This window comes from Pseudoxanthomonas beigongshangi (assembly GCF_016820515.1).
Classification (GTDB): Bacteria; Pseudomonadota; Gammaproteobacteria; order Xanthomonadales; family Xanthomonadaceae; genus Pseudoxanthomonas_A; species Pseudoxanthomonas_A beigongshangi.
Genome location: NZ_JADHDV010000008.1, coordinates 78,616 through 95,546 on the forward strand (window position 1 = coordinate 78,616; position 16,931 = coordinate 95,546).

At 67.0% G+C, this 16,931-nt stretch carries 18 protein-coding genes and 2 tRNA genes; 8 read left to right on the top strand and 12 right to left on the bottom strand.

Translation table 11 applies throughout. The features are described from left to right. Positions 1 to 42: 42 nt before the first annotated feature. On the top strand, positions 43 to 471 hold the full coding sequence (locus IQ458_RS07945; RefSeq protein ID WP_183636683.1) for a YciI family protein: 429 nt from the start codon (positions 43 to 45) through the stop codon (positions 469 to 471). A 16-nt stretch (positions 472 to 487) separates the two neighbouring features. Here IQ458_RS07945 and IQ458_RS07950 read toward each other — a convergent pair whose 3' ends face one another. From IQ458_RS07950 to IQ458_RS07980, 7 genes are all read right to left on the bottom strand, one after another. Then, entirely contained in the window at positions 488 to 913 is a 426-nt protein-coding gene (locus IQ458_RS07950; protein WP_183636680.1) for a DoxX family protein, read from the bottom strand. Between the two features lie 225 nt (positions 914 to 1,138). Further along, positions 1,139 to 1,777, bottom strand: coding sequence for a response regulator transcription factor (locus IQ458_RS07955; RefSeq protein WP_203322456.1), 639 nt, complete (start codon positions 1,775 to 1,777; stop codon positions 1,139 to 1,141). Between the two features lie 10 nt (positions 1,778 to 1,787). Further along, positions 1,788 to 2,843 carry a sensor histidine kinase gene (locus tag IQ458_RS07960; RefSeq protein WP_203322457.1) on the bottom strand — a complete coding sequence of 352 codons (1,056 nt, stop codon included), beginning with the start codon at positions 2,841 to 2,843 and terminating at the stop codon, positions 1,788 to 1,790. A 91-nt stretch (positions 2,844 to 2,934) separates the two neighbouring features. Then, a complete protein-coding gene (locus IQ458_RS07965) occupies positions 2,935 to 3,672 on the bottom strand; it encodes an MgtC/SapB family protein (RefSeq protein WP_203322458.1) in 738 nt (245 codons plus the stop codon). Positions 3,673 to 3,706: 34 nt separating this feature from the next. Continuing rightward, on the bottom strand, positions 3,707 to 6,466 hold the full coding sequence (mgtA, locus tag IQ458_RS07970) for a magnesium-translocating P-type ATPase (RefSeq protein ID WP_203322459.1): 2,760 nt from the start codon (positions 6,464 to 6,466) through the stop codon (positions 3,707 to 3,709). 57 nt (positions 6,467 to 6,523) lie between these two features. After that, positions 6,524 to 6,826, bottom strand: a complete 303-nt coding sequence (locus IQ458_RS07975; protein ID WP_203322460.1) for a hypothetical protein — start codon at positions 6,824 to 6,826, stop codon at positions 6,524 to 6,526. Next, entirely contained in the window at positions 6,823 to 7,119 is a 297-nt protein-coding gene (locus IQ458_RS07980) for a hypothetical protein (protein ID WP_203322461.1), read from the bottom strand. The genes IQ458_RS07975 and IQ458_RS07980 overlap by 4 nt, the downstream gene beginning before the upstream one ends. A gap of 390 nt (positions 7,120 to 7,509) precedes the next feature. On the opposite strand from IQ458_RS07980, the gene tadA reads away from it, so the two are divergent. After that, the gene (gene tadA, locus IQ458_RS07985; protein WP_183636658.1) at positions 7,510 to 7,989 is read left to right on the top strand and encodes a tRNA adenosine(34) deaminase TadA; all 480 of its coding nucleotides are present in this window, start codon (positions 7,510 to 7,512) and stop codon (positions 7,987 to 7,989) included. Positions 7,990 to 8,064: 75 nt separating this feature from the next. On the opposite strand, the gene IQ458_RS07990 is transcribed toward tadA, so the two are convergent. Next, complete coding sequence (locus IQ458_RS07990) at positions 8,065 to 8,517, bottom strand: DUF2721 domain-containing protein (protein ID WP_183636655.1); 453 nt, start codon at positions 8,515 to 8,517, stop codon at positions 8,065 to 8,067. Positions 8,518 to 8,612: 95 nt separating this feature from the next. On the opposite strand from IQ458_RS07990, the gene orn reads away from it, so the two are divergent. Then, the gene (orn, locus tag IQ458_RS07995; protein ID WP_183636651.1) at positions 8,613 to 9,173 is read left to right on the top strand and encodes an oligoribonuclease; all 561 of its coding nucleotides are present in this window, start codon (positions 8,613 to 8,615) and stop codon (positions 9,171 to 9,173) included. Between the two features lie 438 nt (positions 9,174 to 9,611). Here orn and IQ458_RS08000 read toward each other — a convergent pair whose 3' ends face one another. Together IQ458_RS08000 and ppsA are read right to left on the bottom strand one after the other, a co-directional pair. Continuing rightward, positions 9,612 to 10,559, bottom strand: coding sequence for a mechanosensitive ion channel family protein (locus IQ458_RS08000; protein WP_203322462.1), 948 nt, complete (start codon positions 10,557 to 10,559; stop codon positions 9,612 to 9,614). A 10-nt stretch (positions 10,560 to 10,569) separates the two neighbouring features. Next, positions 10,570 to 12,960: a phosphoenolpyruvate synthase gene (gene ppsA / locus IQ458_RS08005; protein WP_203322463.1), complete on the bottom strand. Its 2,391-nt coding sequence runs from the start codon at positions 12,958 to 12,960 to the stop codon at positions 10,570 to 10,572. 150 nt (positions 12,961 to 13,110) lie between these two features. On the opposite strand from ppsA, the gene ppsR reads away from it, so the two are divergent. Beyond that, complete coding sequence (gene ppsR, locus IQ458_RS08010; protein WP_183641052.1) at positions 13,111 to 13,929, top strand: posphoenolpyruvate synthetase regulatory kinase/phosphorylase PpsR; 819 nt, start codon at positions 13,111 to 13,113, stop codon at positions 13,927 to 13,929. A gap of 130 nt (positions 13,930 to 14,059) precedes the next feature. Continuing rightward, on the top strand, positions 14,060 to 14,548 hold the full coding sequence (locus IQ458_RS08015) for a DUF1249 domain-containing protein (RefSeq protein WP_141452711.1): 489 nt from the start codon (positions 14,060 to 14,062) through the stop codon (positions 14,546 to 14,548). Positions 14,549 to 14,792: 244 nt separating this feature from the next. On the opposite strand, the gene IQ458_RS08020 is transcribed toward IQ458_RS08015, so the two are convergent. Continuing rightward, positions 14,793 to 14,868: transfer RNA gene (locus IQ458_RS08020), tRNA-Glu, on the bottom strand. A gap of 58 nt (positions 14,869 to 14,926) precedes the next feature. Further along, positions 14,927 to 15,002 (bottom strand) — tRNA-Ala (locus IQ458_RS08025). 138 nt (positions 15,003 to 15,140) lie between these two features. On the opposite strand from IQ458_RS08025, the gene IQ458_RS08030 reads away from it, so the two are divergent. From IQ458_RS08030 to IQ458_RS08040, 3 genes are read left to right on the top strand one after another with little or no spacing between them, the layout of a single operon-like run. Further along, entirely contained in the window at positions 15,141 to 15,887 is a 747-nt protein-coding gene (locus tag IQ458_RS08030) for a beta-ketoacyl synthase chain length factor (protein ID WP_328805130.1), read from the top strand. Next, positions 15,853 to 16,668 (top strand): lysophospholipid acyltransferase family protein, encoded by an 816-nt coding sequence (locus tag IQ458_RS08035; protein ID WP_183636643.1) that lies wholly within the window; start codon positions 15,853 to 15,855, stop codon positions 16,666 to 16,668. Before IQ458_RS08030 ends, IQ458_RS08035 begins: the two co-directional genes overlap by 35 nt. After that, complete coding sequence (locus IQ458_RS08040; RefSeq protein WP_141452712.1) at positions 16,655 to 16,915, top strand: phosphopantetheine-binding protein; 261 nt, start codon at positions 16,655 to 16,657, stop codon at positions 16,913 to 16,915. Before IQ458_RS08035 ends, IQ458_RS08040 begins: the two co-directional genes overlap by 14 nt. The last annotated feature ends 16 nt before the right edge of the window (positions 16,916 to 16,931 follow it).

Sequence of the window (16,931 nt, forward strand, 5' to 3'; positions counted from 1 at the left end):
CAGATGAGCCGCCAATGGGGCGGACTCCAACAGGAGACAGACATGCGCGTACTGGTTTTCGTGAAAGCCATCGAGGGCGGCGACAAGATCGGCGACCCCACGCCCGAGGCGCTTGAAGCCTTCGCGGCGATGGACCGGTTCACCGAGGAACTCGTCCAGGCCGGCATCTTCGTGGCCGCCGCAGGCCTCAAGAACAACGGCGAGGCCAAGCGCCTCAGTTATGACGGCGCCCACCTGACGGTCACCGACGGACCGTTTGCCGAGACCAAGGAACTGATCGCCGGCTTCTCGATCTGGGAGGTCAAGGACATCGACGAGGCCATGGCCTGGGCGAGGCGCGCGCCGATGTCGGGCCCGAGCGAAATCGAAATCCGGCCGTTCTACGAGGCGGCGGATCTGGCCGATTTCGTGAGCCCCGAGGAATTGGCGACGCCTCGCGAGGGGGAGCGCGGGAAGCTCGGCGTCGCCTGAAACCACCGGCGCTGTTTCAGCGCGGCATCGCAAGGTTTGCGCGATGCCGCTGGTGGCTGGCGATGGCGACGGCGATCAGGCCACCGACGACCGAGACGTGTTCCAGGGCGAAGAACAGCGACAACTGCGCCTGGCCGCCGCTCTGGCTCCAGAAAGTGTGCACGATCAGGATGGTCAGGATCAGGAACACGGACAGTACCGCCGCGCCGAGCCACACGAGTCGATCCAGCAGGATCAGCGTCGCGCCACCGAGCAGTACGCCGATGGTGGCCAGGTTGAAGAACGGCGCCGGTTCCAGGCCGGCGCCGCGCATCTCCTGCATGCCGGCGTCGAAATCAATCAGTTTGGCCAGGCCGGAGGAGACGAACACCACCGCCAGGGCCAGGCGGGCGATGAACCACAGGATCGGACTTTCGAGCAGGGCGGCGACGGTCTTCGGCATCTCGGTTTCTTTTCGCGAGGGAGGAAAGCGCGCGGCCGGCGCAAGGCCGGGTACCGGAAACAAAATTCCGGCGGCCGCATTTCAGGCGAGTGTCGGCCCTCAAGTGGACTTGAGGTCAAGCGCGTGCGCGCATGTTTCGCGAGCGGGTGGGAACCCGCGCTTCGTCGATGACCACGACGTATCCGGAGGAAGCCTGCCCGGCAAGCGCCGCCGCGCAATCCCAGCTCAGGACGCCTGCAGGCGGTCGTACATCCGCACCAGATCCACCAGTGTCTTGGCCTGCATCTTGCGCATCAACTGTGCGCGCCGGACTTTCACGGTGATCTCGCTGACCCCCAGATCCGCGGCAATCTGCTTGTTGAGCCGGCCCCGCACGACGCCCTGGATCACCGCCTGCTCGCCCGCGTTGAGCGAGGCCCAACGCTGGCGCAGTTCGTCGATGGCACCTTCTTCCGTGCGGCGCGCGCGATCCTGCTCGATGCCGCGCTGGATCGCGTCCAGCAGATCCTGATCCCGGAACGGCTTGGTCAGGAATTCGAGCGCGCCGTTCTTCATCGCTTCCACCCCCATGGCGATGTCGCCGTGGCCGGTGATGAAGATGACCGGCATGGCGATGCCCAGTTCACCCATCTGCCGATGGAAATCCATGCCGCTCTGTCCGGGCATGCGCACATCGAGGATCAGGCAGCCGGGCGCATCCTCGCGCGGAGCGGCGAGGAAGTCGCTCACCGACCCGAACACACGCACCCGCAGGCCCACCGAGGCCAGCAGATCCTCCAGCGCCGCGCGCACCGAGCGATCGTCATCGATCACATGGACGATCGGCTCCGGAGCAGGGACGACGGGAGGGCGGACTCGATTCATGCCACTGTCCTCATGCGGACGTCCCCGGTGCGGGAGGAAGCTCGAACACCAGTTCGGCACCGCCTTGCGCGCGGTTCGCCGCACGGATGCTGCCTCCGCTGGCCTGGATGATGCCGCGGCTGATGCTCAGCCCCAGGCCGAGACCGTCGGCCTTGGTGGTCCAGAAAGCCTCGAAAGGCTGGTCATCCATCGCCGCGGGCAGGCCGCTGCCGGTGTCGGCCACGCTCACGCGCACCCGTCCGTCGGGCGCGCGTGCGCTGCCCACGCGCAGCGAGCGCCGGCCCGGCGGAGTGGCCGACATCGCCTCCACCGCGTTCAGGACCAGATTGGCGAGCACCTGCTGGATCTGCACGCGATCGGCGAACACCGGCGGCAGTTCCTCGGACAGTTCCAGCGTGACGGGGACGCCGTGGCGCTCCAGTTCCGCGCGCGCCAGCGACAGGACTTCCTCGATGGCCGGATTGATGGCGAAGGCCTGCGGTTGTTGCGCTTGTCCGCGGGTCATGCCGCGGACGCGGACGATGACGTCGCTGGCACGCCGCGCATCATCCAGGATGCGCTCCACCGCCTGCCGCGCCTTGTCCAGGTTCGGCGGCGACTGCGCCAGCCAGCGCTGGCAGGCGTTGCCGCTGGTGACGATTGCGGCCAGCGGCTGGTTGACCTCGTGGGCGATGGAGGTGGTCAGTTCGCCCAAAGTGGAGGCGCGTGCCACCCGCAGCAGCCGGGCCTGCGCGTCCTGGGCGTCGGCGCGCGCGGCTTCCATCTTCAGCGCCAGATAGGTGGTGACCATGATTGTGACGATGCCGATGCCGGAGTTGATCAGGCCCACCCGGTAATTGCCGAAACCGGACAGGGCGAAGCTCAGCAGGGTCAGCAGGATGCAGGCGCAGGCCAGGATCGTCAGCTGGCGCGCCGACAGCCGTCGCGCGGACGCCAGGATCACCACCGTATAGAAACCCGCCGCCGCGACCGCATAGTCGGTGGAGGTATCGGCGACGAAGATGGCGGCCATGACCGCCAGCGCGACGGCGACGCCCAGGCCCAGGCGGGAAGAGTTGACGCGCATGATCCCGGTGTCCGTGTCCCCGTGGCGATGCTCAGGCCGGCGCAGGATAGCATCGGCGCCTTTGCCGGGACGGGCGCATCGCTTCGCCCGGTCATTCCTCGGCGCTGGCGTTCCAGAACGCCTGCGTCACGCCCGGCAGGCGCGAGATGGCCGTCATCACCGCGTCCAGTTCGTCGGCGTCGACGGCCGTCGCGTACAGGACCGCTTCGAGCTCGATTTCCTCGCTGCCGAAGGGCTGCTGCTCGATTGAACGGATCGGATAGTGCGCGGCCTCCAGCATGTCGGTGGTCCGCTGCAGCACGCCGATCTGGGCGGCGCGCCGGCAGACCACGCGCACGACGTAGGTCGCCTCGCTGAACTCCTCCTGCACCGGCCGGCGATTGATGCGATTGACGACCGGGCGCAGGACGGTGTTCGCGGTGAGCACGAACAGCGCCGCCATCGCCGCCTCCGGCAACAGCTTGGCGCCGGCGCAGGCGCCGACCGCGGCCGAGCCCCACAGCGTCGCCGCCGTGTTCAGGCCGGAGACCTGCGCGCCTTCCTTCATGATCGCGCCGGCACCGAGGAAGCCGATGCCGGAGATGACGTAGGCCACCACCTGCAAGGGTGTGGGTGTGCCCCCGTGCAGGGCGTGGAAACGCACCGCCAGATCGACGAACACGGCCGCGCCCACCGCGACCAGGGTATTGGTGCGCAGGCCCGCCGTGCGCTGGCGGACCTGCCGTTCGAAGCCGATCAGCGAGCCGAGCAGGAAGGCCGTGCCCAGGCTGATCAGCGAACTCAGGGTCGCTCCCGCGTCGAACGGGGGCAGACGGGGATCCAGGTTCATGTCGTACTCGCTCGCGGACGGCGTGGCCGCCCGCTCATTGCCAGCCGAAGCGGCGGATGTAGAAACGCTTCAACAAGGTGGTCAGGACCGCGTAGCCCAGCAGAATGGCCACCAGGACCGGCCAGTAGCCGGTCGGCAGGGCCTGCAGCCCGAAGTAGCCGGCCAACGGGCTCATGGGCAGCAACACGCCGATAAGCATGATCACGCCGGTCATCGCCAGCAGCGCGGGCGCGGCCAGGCTCTGCACGAACGGCAGCCGCGGCGTCCGGATCATGTGCACGATCAGGGTCTGGGTGAGCAGGCCGACCACGAACCAGCCGGACTGGAACAGGCCCTGTTCGGCCACGGTGTCGGCGGCGAACACATGCCACATCACCACGAAGCAGGTGATGTCGAAGATCGAGCTGATCGGACCGAAGAACACCATGAAGCGGCCGATGTCGCCCGGATTCCACTTCAGCGGCCGGCGCACCAGTTCCTCGTCCACGTGGTCGAACGGGATGGCGATCTGCGACACGTCGTACAGCAGGTTCTGCACCAGCAGTTGCAGCGGCAACATTGGCAGGAACGGCAGGAACGCCGAGGCCACCAGCACCGAGAACACGTTGCCGAAGTTGGAACTGGCGGTCATGCGGATGTACTTGAGCATGTTGCAGAAGGTGCGACGGCCCTGGATCACGCCTTCCTCCAGCACCATCAGGCTCTTTTCCAGCAGGATGATGTCGGCGGCCTCCTTGGCGATGTCCACCGCGCCGTCCACGCTGATGCCGATGTCGGCCGCGCGCAGCGCCGGCGCGTCGTTGATGCCGTCGCCGAGGAAGCCGACCACCTTGCCCTGTCCGCGCAGGGCGCGCACCAGGCGCTCCTTGTGCAGCGGGGTGAGCCGGGCGAACACGCGGTAGCGCTGGACGGCGGCGGTCAGGCTGGCGTCGCTCATCCGGTCCAGTTGCGGACCGGTGATCACCGCGTCGCCTTCCAGGCCGACCTGCGAGCACACCCGGGCGGCGACCAGTTCGTTGTCACCGGTCAGCACCTTCACCTCCACGCCATGGTCGGCCAGGGCGCGCAGAGCGGGTGCCGCCGATTCCTTGGGCGGGTCGAGAAAGGCCACGTAGCCCACCAGGATCAGATCGTGCTCGTCGGCGACGGAGTAGGCATCGCGGGCGGGCGGGGTTTCCTTCATCGCCACCGCGACTACCCGCAGGCCTTCCTCGTTGAGTTCCTGGGTGACCCGGCGGACCCGCGCGAGCATCCGGGAGTCCAGCGGCACCACGGTTTCGCCGTCGCGGACCTGCGTGCAGACCGCCAGCATTTCCTCGACCGCGCCCTTGCAGATCAGTTCGTGGTGATCCTCGCGTTCGGACACCACCACCGACATCCGGCGGCGTTCGAAGTCGAACGGGATTTCGTCGACCTTGCGGTAGTCCTGGGCGAGCCGCAGTTCGGTCTGCAGTTCGACGTGTTCCAGCACCGCGCGATCCAGCAGATTCTTCAATCCGGTCTGGTAGTGGCTGTTGAGGTAGGCAAACTTGAGCACGTCCTCCGAATCGTTCCCGAACACGTCGGTGTGGCGTTCCAGCGCGATCCGGTCCTGGGTCAGGGTGCCGGTCTTGTCGGTGCACAGCACCTCCATCGCGCCGAAATTCTGGATCGCGTCCAGCCGCTTGACGATGACTTTCCGCCGCGCCAGCAATACCGCACCCTTGGCCAGGGTGGAGGTGACGATCATCGGCAGCATTTCCGGGGTCAGCCCGACCGCGACCGACAGGGCGAACAGGAACGCCTCCATCCAGTCACCCTTGGTGAAGCCGTTGATCAGCAGCACGAACGGGACCATCACCAGGGCGAAACGGATCAGCAGCCAGCTGACGCTGTTGACGCCGGCCTGGAACGCGGTGGGCGCATGGTCGCTGGCGGTGACCCGATGCGCGACGGCGCCGAAGCAGGTTTCCGCACCGGTCGCCACCACCAGTGCGGTGGCGGTGCCGGAAACGACGTTCGTGCCCATGAACAACAGGTTGTTCTGTTCGAGCGCGCCGCCTTCGTCCCTGCTGGCCTCGGCGAATTTTTCCACCGGCAGCGATTCGCCGGTCATCGCCGCCTGGGCGACAAACAGATCCTTGGCGACCAGCACCCGGCAGTCGGCGGGAATCATGTCGCCGGCCGACAGCACGATGTGATCCCCGGGCACCAGATCGCGGATCGGGACTTCCTGCCGGCTGGGCGGACGGCGCGACTGCAGTCGGGTGCCGAAGTAGCGCTCGGCGACATCGGCCGCTTCGGTGCCCAGGTCGCGCCGGATCACGGTGGCGGTGTTGCCGACCAGCGCCTTGAGTCGCTCGGCCGCGCGGTTGGAGCGCCCTTCCTGGAAGAACCGGATCAGGGTGGACAGCAGCACCATGATGCCGATGACAACGGTCGCCTTGGCGTCCTCGGTGAGGTAGGAAACGGCCGCCAGCACGGTCAGCAGCAGGTTGAAGGGATTGCGGTAGCACTGCCACAGGTGGCGCCACCACGGCAGCGGCTTTTCGTGATCGACCTCGTTGGGACCGAAGCGCGCGCGGCGCTCCGCGGCTTCGGCCAGGCTCAGGCCGTCCTCGTGCGACGCCAGCCGCGACAGCGCGGCGGGCAGATCGTCCCGCGCCACCTGTGACAGGGTCCGGGACGGAAGCAGGGGCGCCGTGCGTGCATCGGCTCGGCCGAAGCCGGCCTCGGGCATCGCGCGACGGCCGAACAGGCCGGCGGCGCGGCGGCTGCGCAGAAAGGCATCGAACCAGGTCTTGAGCAGGTTCATGTGAAACTCCTGGAAGGGAAGGGCAACCGCACGACGACGCGATGTCGGCCGGACGATTCAGGCGAGGGGTTCGAACGCATCGGCGGTGGTGGGCACGACTTCCCAGCGCACGGCGCGCACGCCGGGATGGCAGGACATGAGTCGCACCAGCCGGGCCAGTTCGCGGCGTCCTTCCCCGGGCGCGTCGATGCCGAGGACGATGGCCTGTTCGCGCCGGTGCACGAATCTGAGATGCAGGCCGCGCGCGCGTCGGATGCGGGCTTCGACCGTGTCGCTCCAGCCGGTGCGCAGGCGCAGGCTGACACGGAAGAAATGGAAGTTCGGCGGGGCGATGGACGCCTGCGAGGGGCGCGTCTTCATGGGCCATATCCACCGGACAGCGGGATGGACGCGTTTGGCAATGCGGTGGCGCGTGTGGGACGGCACAGCGATTCCAACTGCGCGCGGGCTGGCGGCGGCAGATGCGGCAGGACGCGGATCCGGCCCCGCAACGGCAGCAACGACAACGCATCGGCCGAGACGCGCGGGGAACAGGTGGAGAGCGCGCCGGCGAATGCGGCGGCGCCATGCTCTGCATAGAGGCGGCGCAAGGCGACGACATCGCGTGCGCAAAGGGCGCCGCGCAGCGCGGGATAGAGGAACGTGCGATTCATGGTGACCTCCGGGACGACGCCCGCGGGGTCACCGGCGATCAGGCGCGAAGGGACCCCGGCAGCGGCGCCGGTTGTGTGCGGAACGATGTGGTTGGGGACGCGGCGAAGCGCCCGTCAGGGTCGGGGTCCATGGGAAATCTCCGGGAAGCGCACCTGTGCGCGGAAGCGGGAGACGCATCGGCGCGGTCGTCGACCGCCGTTGCGTGATGGTGGAATTATCCGCGCGCCATCGCGGCACGCCTAGGCTGCGGTGGTTTGGCCGGGATATACCTGCGTATATAGGGGATGGCATGGCGCGCGCGCCATGGGCCGCGTACCGGCCATCACATTGACGTTCGTGGCCCGCTTCGACCACGATGGCGCACTTCTCGCCGAAATCCACCCCGCAAGATGGCCACGCCCGACGACGATATCCGCTGGATGCAGCATGCGCTGGCGCTGGCCGAGCGCGCCGAACGCGAGGATGACGAGATTCCGGTGGGCGCGGTGCTGGTGGATGCCGACGGGCAGGTGCTGGGCGAGGGCTGGAACCGCAACCTGGCCGAACACGACCCCACCGCGCACGCGGAGATCGTCGCCATGCGTCGCGCCGGGCAGGCGCTGGGCAACCATCGGCTGATCGGCACGACCCTGTACGTCACCCTGGAGCCTTGCGCGATGTGCGCGATGGCGCTGGTGCATGCGCGGGTGGCGCGGGTGGTCTACGGCGCGGCCGATCCGAAGACCGGCGCCTGTGGCAGCGTGTTCGATCTGCTGACCGACCCGCGCCACAACCATCGCGTTGAAGTGCAGGGCGGCGTGCTGGGAGAAGAAGCCAGCCGTCGCTTGACCAACTATTTCCGCGCCAAGCGCGGCCGCCCGCTCCTGTAGAGCGGAGCTTGCCCCGCTGCTTTCCGCAGCTTGTCCGGGAGGGAAGCGCCACGCGTCAGCGGAGCAAGCTCCGCCCTACCGGCGCTTGACGTGGCGGTGGTCCATTTCCTCGTTGATGGCGGTCACCGCTAGGGTGGATTCACGCGCCAGCAACAGGCTGGCGGCGAGCATCGCCAGGACCCCGACCGCCGCCAGCCAGGTGGGCAGGCTACCCAGCCGGTGTTCGAGGAAGGTGTCGACGGCCACGGCCAGGCTGGTGCCGACGAAGCAGCTGATCGCGGCGTACAGGAGTTGGCCGGCGCGCAGGATGATCAGGCTGCGGCGGCGCTGCAGGCGGATGCGCATCTCGTAGAGCTGGCGTTCGTGCTCGTCCTCGACGTCGACCAGCTCGCGCAGCAGGGTGCGGGCGCGGTCGATGATCCGGGCCAGGCGGTTGTTGGCCGACAGCAGCAGGGAGGCGGTGGCGGTCAGGAAGAACGCGGGCGCCAGCATCGCGGTCAGGACGGCATAGTGCGCGAAATTGTTCATGGGCCGGTCGTGGTGGGCGTCTGCGTTATGATGACATCACGCGGATTTCCCGCAACGCGCCGGATTCCCGGCCTCATTCCCCGACGGACAGGTGCATGGCAGCCAGCAACGCGAACAACGACCGACTCATCTGGATCGACCTGGAAATGACCGGGTTGGACACGGGCGGAGACTCCATCCTGGAGATCGCCACGGTGGTCACCGATTCGCAGTTGAACGTGCTGGCCGAGGGGCCGGAACTGGCCATCGCCCATCCGCTGGAGGCGCTGGAAGCCATGGACGACTGGAATCGCAACCAGCATCGCAAGTCCGGGCTGTGGCAGCGGGTCCTGGACAGCCAGGTCAGCCTGGGCCAGGCCGAGGCGCTGACCGTGGCCTTCCTCAACGAATGGGTGCCGGCCAACGCGTCGCCGATGTGCGGCAATTCCATCTGCCAGGATCGGCGCTTCCTGCACCGCCTGATGCCGCGGCTGGAGAAATATTTCCATTACCGCAACCTCGACGTCAGCACCTTGAAGGAACTGGCGCGCCGCTGGGCCCCGCCGGTGCTGGAGGGCGTGCGCAAGCAGGCCGCGCACACCGCGCTCAGCGACGTGCGCGATTCCATCGAGGAACTGCGCCACTACCGCAAGCACCTGGCCGAACTGGCCGGCTGAGGCCGCGCTTTTCCCATCCCTGTGGGAGCGACGTGAGTCGCGATAGCCCCGTTCGGAAAGTATCCGGTCGCGACTCACGTCGCTCCTACATGGGGTAGTTGGCTGTAGGAGCGACGTGAGTCGCGACCCGATAGATCATCGGCAGCGAACCGTCTTGACCCGGCAAGGCAACCGCGACGGACGGGGACGACGCCCCTACCGCAAGCACCTGGCCGAACTGGCCGGCTGAGGCCGCGCTTTTCCCGTCCCTGTGGGAGCGACGTAAGTCGCGATGGTCGCCCCATTCGGAGAGTATCCGGTCGCGATTGACGTCGCTCCTACAGGGGGCAATTGGCGGTAGGAGCGACGTAAGTCGCGACCCGATGGATCGTCCACACCGGACTGTCGTCGTCCGCTCAGGTAATCGCGACTTACGTCGCTCCCACAGGAACGGGCGGGTCAGGGCGCGGGCGTCACCGGCGGCGTCACGTCGCCATCATCGGCGACGGCGCGGGTGATGAGGTGGGTGAGTGGGGTACCGTCGGCGTTGTGGTGGTAGACATGCAGATCGCGCTGCGGATACGGGATGTTGAGGCCGTGGCCGATGATGTCCGTGCGCACCGCTTCGGTCAGCTGGCTGCGGGCATCGCCGAAATCCTTGGTCTTCACCCACGCCTGCAGGGTCAGGTCGACACTGCTTTCGCTCAGCCTGCTCACCAGCACCAGCGGCGCGGGATCGGCCAGCACCAGCGGATTGGCATGCGCCAGCGCCAACAACACGTCCTTGGCCTGCTTCAGATCGTCGTCGTAGCCAACGCCCACCAGGATGTCGACGCGGCGACGCGGCTTGGCGGTGAAATTGATGATCGGCGCGGTGGTGATCATGCTGTTGGGCAATACGATCAGGCGGTTGTCGAAGGTGCGCAGCCGGGTCTGGAAGATGCGCACTTCCTCGATCACGCCCTCCAGTCCGGCGGCCTGCACGTGGTCGCCGTCGCGGAACGGACGCAGCACGATCAGCATCACCCCGGAGGCGATGTTGGACAGCGAGTCCTTGAGCGCCAGGCCGACCGCCAGGCCGGCCGCGCCGACCACCGCCAGCACCGAGGTGGTGGGTACGCCGATCTTCTGCAGCGCGGCGATCAGCACCACCACCATCATCACCGCGTAGCAGACATTGCGCAGGAAGCCGGCGAGGGTCGCCTCGACCCCGCCGCGGGTCAGCGCCCGGTACACGATCCGGCTGATCCATTTGGACAGCCAGTAGCCGAGCAGCACGATGGCCGCGGCAATCGCCCAGTTGGTGAGCACCGCCATCCAGTCGATCGAACTCCAGTCGAACGCACGGGTGGCGGTGGGCGTGGACGCCGCGGCGGGCGTCTTGGTGGGAAGGGTGATCAGGGCCATGCGGCCCGGATTATGCCGCTTTTCGCTTCGCCAGACGCAGCCAGGTATCGACCACGGTGTCCGGGTTCAGCGACACCGACTCGATGCCTTCCTGCATCAGCCATTCGGCCAGATCCGGATGGTCGGACGGACCCTGGCCGCAGATGCCCACGTACTTGCCCTTGGCGCGCGCGGCCTGGATGGCCATCGACAGCAGTTTCTTGACCGCCGGGTTCCGTTCGTCGAACAGGTTGGCGACGATGCTGGAGTCGCGATCCAGGCCCAGGGTCAGCTGGGTCAGGTCGTTGGATCCGATCGAGAAGCCGTCGAAGATGTCCAGGAACTCGTCAGCCAGCAGGGCGTTCGAGGGCACCTCGCACATCATGATGATCTTCAGGCCCGGCTTGTCGCCAGTAGCGCCATCGCCCTGCTTGAGGCCGTGGCGGGCCAGCACTTCGACCACCTTGCGGCCTTCCTCCAGGGTACGCACGAACGGGATCATCACCCACAGGTTGTCCAGGCCCATCTCGTCGCGGACCTTGCGCACCGCGCGGCACTCCAGCGCGAAGGCCGGCTCGAACGAGGCATCGACGTAGCGACTGGCACCGCGGAAGCCGATCATCGGGTTTTCTTCATGCGGCTCGTAGCGGGTGCCGCCGATCAGGTTGGCGTATTCGTTGGACTTGAAGTCCGACAGGCGCACGATGACCGGGTTCGGCGCGACCGAAGCTGTGATGGTAGCGATACCCTCGGCCAGGCGATCCACGTAGAAGCTCACCGGGTCCGCGTAGCCGGCCATCTTGGCGTCGATCTTGCGACGGGTTTCCAAGTCCTGGCGGTCGTATTCCAGCAGCGCCAGCGGATGCACGCCGATGTGGCTGGCGATGATCATTTCCAGCCGGGCCAGGCCGATGCCGGCGTTCGGCAACTGGCCGAAATCGAACGCGCGCTCGGGGTTGGCCACGTTCATCATGATCTTCAGCGGCGCCGGCGGCATGTTGTCCAGATCGGTCGTCGTGCGCTCGAAGGGCAGGGCGCTGTCGTAGATGAAACCGGTGTCGCCCTCGGCGCAGCTGACCGTCACTTCCACGCCGTCGGCGATGCTGTCCAGCGCGTTGCCGGTGCCGACCACCGCCGGCACGCCCAGTTCACGGGCGATGATCGCCGCGTGGCAGGTGCGGCCGCCGCGGTTGGTGACGATGGCCGAAGCGCGCTTCATCACCGGCTCCCAATCGGGGTCGGTCATGTCGGCGACCAGCACGTCGCCGGCCTGCACGCGGTTCATGTCATCCAGCGAGCGCACCACGCGGGCCACGCCGCTGCCGATTTTCTGGCCGATCGCGCGGCCCTCGGCGATGACCGTGCCGCGCTTTTCCAGCGCGTAGCGTTCGATCTGGGTGGCCTTGGCGCGCGACTTCACCGTCTCCGGACGGGCCTGCACGATGAACAGCTTGCCGCTGACGCCGTCCTTCGCCCATTCGATGTCCATCGGGCGGCCGTAGTGTTTTTCGATGACCAGCGCCTGCTTCGACAGCTCCTGCACGTCGGCATCGGAAATGGAGAACTTGCTCCGCAGTTCCGCCGGGGTGTCCTCGTTGCGCACGCGCTCGCCGGGCTTGCCCGAATAGACCATCCGGATCTGCTTGCTGCCCAGGGCGCGGCGCAGGATCGCCGGCTTGCCCTGCGCCAGGGTGGGCTTGTAGACGTAGAACTCGTCCGGATTCACCGCGCCCTGCACGACGTTCTCGCCCAGGCCGTAGCTGGCGGTGACGAACACCACCTCGCGGAAACCGGATTCGGTGTCCAGGGTGAACAGCACGCCGGAGGATCCCACGTCCGAGCGCACCATCAGCTGCACGCCGGCGGACAGGAACACGTCCTCGTGCTTGAAGCCGTGGTGCACGCGGTAGGCGATGGCGCGATCGTTGTACAGCGAGGCGAAGACTTCCTTCACCTTGTGGACCACGTCATCGGCGCCGGTGACGTTGAGGAAGGTTTCCTGCTGGCCGGCGAAGCTGGCGTCGGGCAGGTCCTCGGCAGTGGCGGAGGAGCGCACCGCGACCGCCACTTCGCCGCCGCCGTTTTCCGCGCACAGTTGCGCGTAGGCGGTGCGGATGTCCTGATCCAGGTCCGGTTGCAGGGGGGCGTCGATGACCCAGCCGCGAATCTCGCGACCGGCGGCGGTCAGCGCCGGCACGTCCTCGACATCCAGCGTGGCCAGCTTGTCGAAAATCCGCTTGGACAGGTCGTTGTGGGCGATGAACGTCTTGAACGCCTCGGCCGTGGTCGCGTAGCCGCCCGGCACGGACACGCCCAGGCCGGCCAGGTGGCCGATCATTTCGCCAAGCGAGGAATTCTTGCCGCCGACACGGGCAAGATCGGACAGGCGCAACGCATGCAGCCAGAGGATGTTCTCGTTCAAGCGTTAAGCTCCAAAGCTGACCGTGCGCCGCGCCGAGACCATCGGCCGGGCCGTGTCCGTGGGGAAAGAGGCGCTATGATGCTATGCAATACCAATTGCAGACAAGCTTGATCTGAAGGGGGTTTCGTGGTGAATCCGGACCAGGGCGGCCTGGTGACCAGGCCGGTGTTCTACGTCTCCGATGGTACCGGCATCACCGCCGAAACCATCGGTCACAGTCTGTTGACGCAGTTCACCGGTTTCCGCTTCCAGACCGACCGGATTTCCTTCGTGGACGACGAGGAAAAGGCCCGGGACGCGGCCGACCGCATCCGCCGGGCCGGGATCGCGCTAGGGGCCCGGCCGATCGTGGTCAATTCCTGCGTGGATCCGGCCCTGAGCGGGGTGCTGGCCGAGAGTGGCGCCTTGATGCTGGACGTGTTCGCGCCGTTCATCGAACCGCTGGAGCGCGAGCTGGGGACCCCCCGGCAGTCGCGGGTGGGCCAGGCGCACGGCCTGGTCGATTTCGAGACCTACCATCGCCGCATCAACGCGATGAACTTCGCCCTGACCCACGACGACGGCATCGCGCTGGAATACGAGGAGGCCGACGTCATCCTGGTGGCGGTGTCGCGCGCCGGCAAGACGCCCACCTGCGTGTACCTGGCGCTGCACTATGGCGTGCGCGCGGCCAACTATCCGCTGACCGATCAGGATCTGGAAACCGATCGCCTGCCACCGCGGCTGCGTCCTTACCGGCGCAAGCTGTTCGGCCTGACCATCGATCCGGATCGCCTGCACCAGATCCGGCAGGAGCGGCGTCCCAATTCCCGCTATGCGCAGATGGATACCTGCAAGCGCGAGGTCGCCGCGGCCGAGGCGATGTTCCAGGTGGAGCGCATTCCCACCCTCAGCACCACCAACAAGTCGATCGAGGAAATCTCCAGCAAGGTGCTGTCCACGCTGGGGCTGCAGCGCGAGATGTTCTGAGGCGGGGAGGCGGGCCGGAAGGGGCCGGGACGCGCCGCGGAATTCCGGCGGCGGGAAACCTTAACTTAGGCTTCCCGGGCGATGCCGTCAATGCTGCCGCCGGCGCCGGCCAGCGTGTAGCATCGGCCCCATGCAACCTCCCGCCACCGACCGCCAGGCACGCATTCCCAAGCTCAGCCGCTTCGGCTGGCTGATGGCGCTCTATGCGGAAAACCACGTGCGCCTGATGCGGTTGTTCGCCCCGGACCACCTGACCGCGGGAACCTACATTTCCTCGGTCGGCGACGGCCTGGACGTGCGCCTGGAAGTGATCGAGACCCACCGCTACACGGTCGAACTCAGGCTCACCTACGATCTGCGCGATCCGCTGACCGGCGAACCGGATCCTTCCGCCTTCGTGCGCCTGTACCGCGACGCCCACCAGGCCGAGGCCACGCATTGCTACGTCGGCCGCCGCTGGCAAGACGTGATCGGCCTGTATCCGCCGCCGGCGGAAGTGATCAGCCATCGCATGCGCATGAATACCTTCCTGGGCAAATGGCTGGAATACCTGGCCGACCAGGGACATGGCGTGGCGACATTGAAAGCGGTCGAAACCGCCGCGCTCGACGCGGCCTAGTTCGACTCGGATTGGCCTGCACGTCGAAACCGATTCCTGCGCAGGCGGGCAATGCGGACAAGGCAGCGTGCAACGCGTGCGCGCGTAACGAACCACCAGTCGTACAACATTCCATTCGCACAGTAAGAACCAGGCGGGTTTCGTCAGCCCGTGCAGAATCTTTCCGTAGCCAGTTTCCCGTTATTCCGGCAACGCAAAAACAATCAGGGCCCGGTTTCCCGAGCCCTGATTGCTTCTTCAAAATTGGCGTCCCCACGGGGATTCGAACCCCGGTCGCCACCGTGAAAGGGTGATGTCCTAGGCCTCTAGACGATGGGGACGCGTTTGAAACATTGCCGCTTAAATTTTTCTTTCCAGACGGCCTAATGCCTGGAAAGTTGGTGGAGCCAGCCGGGATCGAACCGGCGACCTCTTGCATGCCATGCAAGCGCTCTCCCAGCTGAGCTATGGCCCCACGCGGCGGGAGAAGCGAAATTGTAGGGGGGGCTTTGCCGACTTGCAAGCATCCGTGAAAAAAAAATTTCACGGTGGCGGATTCGGGGCACATCCGGTGGAATAGGGCGCTCGCAGAAACCGGGCGGATCGCAGCATCGTGAGGATTCAGTTCACCATCGCCGAATGGGCCGCCTGGGCGCCCGGACTCGAAACCGCCGAGGCGTGGCGCGAATGGGCGCGCCAGCCGTTTCCGCCCCACGGCGAGGGCACGCCGGCGCTGGGGGAGGTACCGGCGATGCAGCGGCGGCGAATCGATCGCCTGGGGCGGATGGCGATCCAGACCGCCTATTGGTGCCAGCGCGCGGAGGCGGAAGGCATTCCGTTCGTGTTCGCCTCGCGGCACGGCGACGTGGCCTGCTCGGTGGAACTGCTGGAATCGCTGAGCCGTCGCGAAACCCTGTCGCCGACCAGCTTCGGACTCTCCGTGCACAACGCGATCGCCGCGCTGTATTCGATTGTGCGCGGCGAGCGTGGCAACTATCTGGCGCTCGCCGCCGGACACGCCACGCCGGAAGCGGCGCTGGTGGAGGCGGCGGGACTGCTCGGGGATGGTTCGCCCGAAGTACTGGTGGTGGTTTACGACGCCGCGCTGCCAGAGGTGTATGCCGATTTCAGGGACGAACCGGATCCTTTCCACGCCTGGTGCTGGCGGGTGGCGCCGGCGGATCGCGGCGACGGCATCGCCGTGGGACTGGGCTGCGGCGCGGTGCCGGCGGAGGCGGGCGTGCCGGAAGCCGCGGTCCTGCCGCACAGTCTGGAGGTATTGCGTTTCCTGCTGGCCGGTTCCGGCACCCTGCGGCATGTGGCCGATGGGCGGCAATGGGAGTGGCGCCACGGTGGGTGACCGCCTGGACCATCTGTGGCGGGTGTTCGGCACCGGCCTGAGTTTCCTGGCCTTTGGTGTCGGCGGGCTGGTGCTGAGGGTGCTGGTGTTCCCGCCGATGCAATGGTTCGTGCGTGACCCGTCGCGCCGGCGGAGGCTGGTCCGGCGCGCCGTGCAGCGCAGTTTCGCCGCGCACGTGGAGCTGATGCGCCGGTTGGGCCTGCTGACCTATGAAATCCGCCATCGCGAGCGCCTGCAACGCGACGGCCTGCTGATCCTGGCCAACCATCCGACCCTGATCGACGTGGTGTTCCTGGTCTCGCTGCTGCCCAACGCCGATTGCGTGGTGAAGTCGGCGGTGGCGCGCAATCCGTTCATGCGCGGGCCGGTCCGGGCCGCGGGCTACGTATCCAACGACGATGGCGCCGGACTGGTGGACGATTGCATCGCGGCGGTGAAGGCGGGCGGCAACCTGGTGATTTTTCCGGAGGGGACCCGGACCGTGCGCGGGCAGCCGCCGAAGCTGCAGCGCGGGGCCGCCAACATCGCCGTCCGCGGCCGCCTGGACATCACGCCGGTCAGGCTGAGCTGCACGCCGATGACGCTGGGGAAAGGGGAGAAATGGTATCGTGTGCCCACGCGCCGGTTCCATGTGGTGGTGGACGTTCAGGAAGACCTGCCGATCGCACGGTTCCTGAACGCCGCCGAGTCCGGAACCGGAGGGGACGCGGCAGCCGCCAGGCGGCTCACCGACTATTTGACGCATTATTTTTCTGGAGAGGAAACGCGTGCAGGCACTTGAGCACGAGATCAAGGAATTGATCATCGCCGCCCTGTCCCTCGAGGACATTGGTCCCGATGACATCGATACGGCGGCGCCGCTGTTCGTCGAAGGATTGGGGCTGGATTCGATCGACGCGCTGGAACTGGGCCTGGCCCTGCAGAAGCGCTACGGCGTCAGCCTGTCGGCGGACTCGCAGGAAACCCGCAAGCATTTTTCCAGCGTGCGAGCGCTGGCCGAGTTCGTCGCGTCGCAGCGGGCGGCGTGAAGGGCGCGGCGAGGGG

Bases quoted from the DNA above. Each gene is read 5' to 3' on its own strand.
- IQ458_RS07945 (WP_183636683.1), top strand. From the start codon at position 43: ATGCGCGTACTGGTTTTCGTGAAAGCCATCGAGGGCGGCGACAAGATC.
- IQ458_RS07950 (WP_183636680.1), bottom strand. From the start codon at position 913: ATGCCGAAGACCGTCGCCGCCCTGCTCGAAAGTCCGATCCTGTGGTTC.
- IQ458_RS07955 (WP_203322456.1), bottom strand. From the start codon at position 1,777: ATGAATCGAGTCCGCCCTCCCGTCGTCCCTGCTCCGGAGCCGATCGTC.
- IQ458_RS07960 (WP_203322457.1), bottom strand. From the start codon at position 2,843: ATGCGCGTCAACTCTTCCCGCCTGGGCCTGGGCGTCGCCGTCGCGCTG.
- IQ458_RS07965 (WP_203322458.1), bottom strand. From the start codon at position 3,672: ATGAACCTGGATCCCCGTCTGCCCCCGTTCGACGCGGGAGCGACCCTG.
- mgtA (WP_203322459.1), bottom strand. From the start codon at position 6,466: ATGAACCTGCTCAAGACCTGGTTCGATGCCTTTCTGCGCAGCCGCCGC.
- IQ458_RS07975 (WP_203322460.1), bottom strand. From the start codon at position 6,826: ATGAAGACGCGCCCCTCGCAGGCGTCCATCGCCCCGCCGAACTTCCAT.
- IQ458_RS07980 (WP_203322461.1), bottom strand. From the start codon at position 7,119: ATGAATCGCACGTTCCTCTATCCCGCGCTGCGCGGCGCCCTTTGCGCA.
- tadA (WP_183636658.1), top strand. From the start codon at position 7,510: ATGGCCACGCCCGACGACGATATCCGCTGGATGCAGCATGCGCTGGCG.
- IQ458_RS07990 (WP_183636655.1), bottom strand. From the start codon at position 8,517: ATGAACAATTTCGCGCACTATGCCGTCCTGACCGCGATGCTGGCGCCC.
- orn (WP_183636651.1), top strand. From the start codon at position 8,613: ATGGCAGCCAGCAACGCGAACAACGACCGACTCATCTGGATCGACCTG.
- IQ458_RS08000 (WP_203322462.1), bottom strand. From the start codon at position 10,559: ATGGCCCTGATCACCCTTCCCACCAAGACGCCCGCCGCGGCGTCCACG.
- IQ458_RS08015 (WP_141452711.1), top strand. From the start codon at position 14,060: ATGCAACCTCCCGCCACCGACCGCCAGGCACGCATTCCCAAGCTCAGC.
- IQ458_RS08035 (WP_183636643.1), top strand. From the start codon at position 15,853: ATGGGCGGCAATGGGAGTGGCGCCACGGTGGGTGACCGCCTGGACCAT.